Origin of the sequence: Caballeronia glebae (assembly GCF_001545035.1) — a bacterium.
GTDB classification, from domain to species: domain Bacteria; phylum Pseudomonadota; class Gammaproteobacteria; order Burkholderiales; family Burkholderiaceae; genus Caballeronia; species Caballeronia glebae.
On record NZ_FCOJ02000173.1, the window covers coordinates 1 to 1,102 of the forward strand.

The 1,102-nt window shown below is 64.5% G+C and carries 1 protein-coding gene; it reads left to right on the plus strand.

Annotation, left to right across the window (positions count from 1 at the left end):
• Positions 1–1,102 (plus strand): enolase C-terminal domain-like protein (locus tag AWB82_RS36665; protein ID WP_086974112.1); only part of this gene is annotated, 1,102 nt, incomplete at both ends.

Genomic DNA, 1,102 nt, shown 5'->3' on the forward strand with positions numbered 1-1,102 from the left:
GCAATCTGCATTCGGTGCTGAATCAGGTTCGCACGAAGTTCGCCGATCGCGACGCGGGCGGCCGTGGCCTGCAAACCTTCGACTTGCGCACGACGATTCACGCCGTCACCGGGCTGGAAGCGGCGCTGCTCGATCTACTCGGCAAGCATCTCGGCGTGCCCGTAGCGGCGCTCCTCGGCGAAGGCCAGCAGCGCGATGAAGTCGAAATGCTCGGTTATCTGTTCTACGTCGGCGACCGCAACAAAACCGATCTGCCGTATGCATCCGGCGCGGATGGCAAGGACGACTGGGACCGCGTGCGCACCGAAGTCGCTTTGACGCCCGAAGCGGTCGTGCGTCTCGCGGAAGCCGCGCAGGCGCGCTACGGCTTCAACGACTTCAAGCTCAAGGGCGGCGTGCTCGCGGGCGATGCGGAAATCGAAGCCGTCACCGCGCTTGCCGAACGTTTTCCGCAGGCGCGCGTGACGCTCGATCCCAACGGCGCATGGTCGTTAGCCGAAGCGATCCGCCTGTGCCGCGACCAGCACGACGTGCTCGCCTACGCGGAAGATCCGTGCGGCGCGGAAAACGGCTATTCGGGCCGCGAAGTGATGGCGGAATTCCGCCGCGCGACCGGCCTGCCGACGGCGACCAACATGATCGCGACCGACTGGCGTCAGAGGGGGCACGCGATCCAGTTGCAATCGGTCGACATTCCGCTCGCCGATCCGCATTTCTGGACGATGCAAGGCTCGGTGCGCGTCGCGCAGATGTGCAACGACTGGGGGCTCACGTGGGGCTCGCATTCGAACAATCACTTCGACGTGTCGCTCGCGATGTTCACGCACGTCGCCGCTGCCGCGCCGGGCAAGATCACCGCGATCGATACGCACTGGATCTGGCAGGACGGCCAGCGTCTGACGCGCGATCCGCTGCAGATCGTCGGCGGCAAAGTGAAGGTGCCGGAAGTGCCGGGTCTGGGCGTGGAGCTGGATATGGACGAAGTGGAAAAGGCGCACGCGCTGTATCAGCAGCACGGACTCGGCGCACGCGATGATGGCGTCGCGATGCAATATCTGATTCCGAACTGGAAGTTCGATAACAAGAAGCCGTGCCTCGTGCG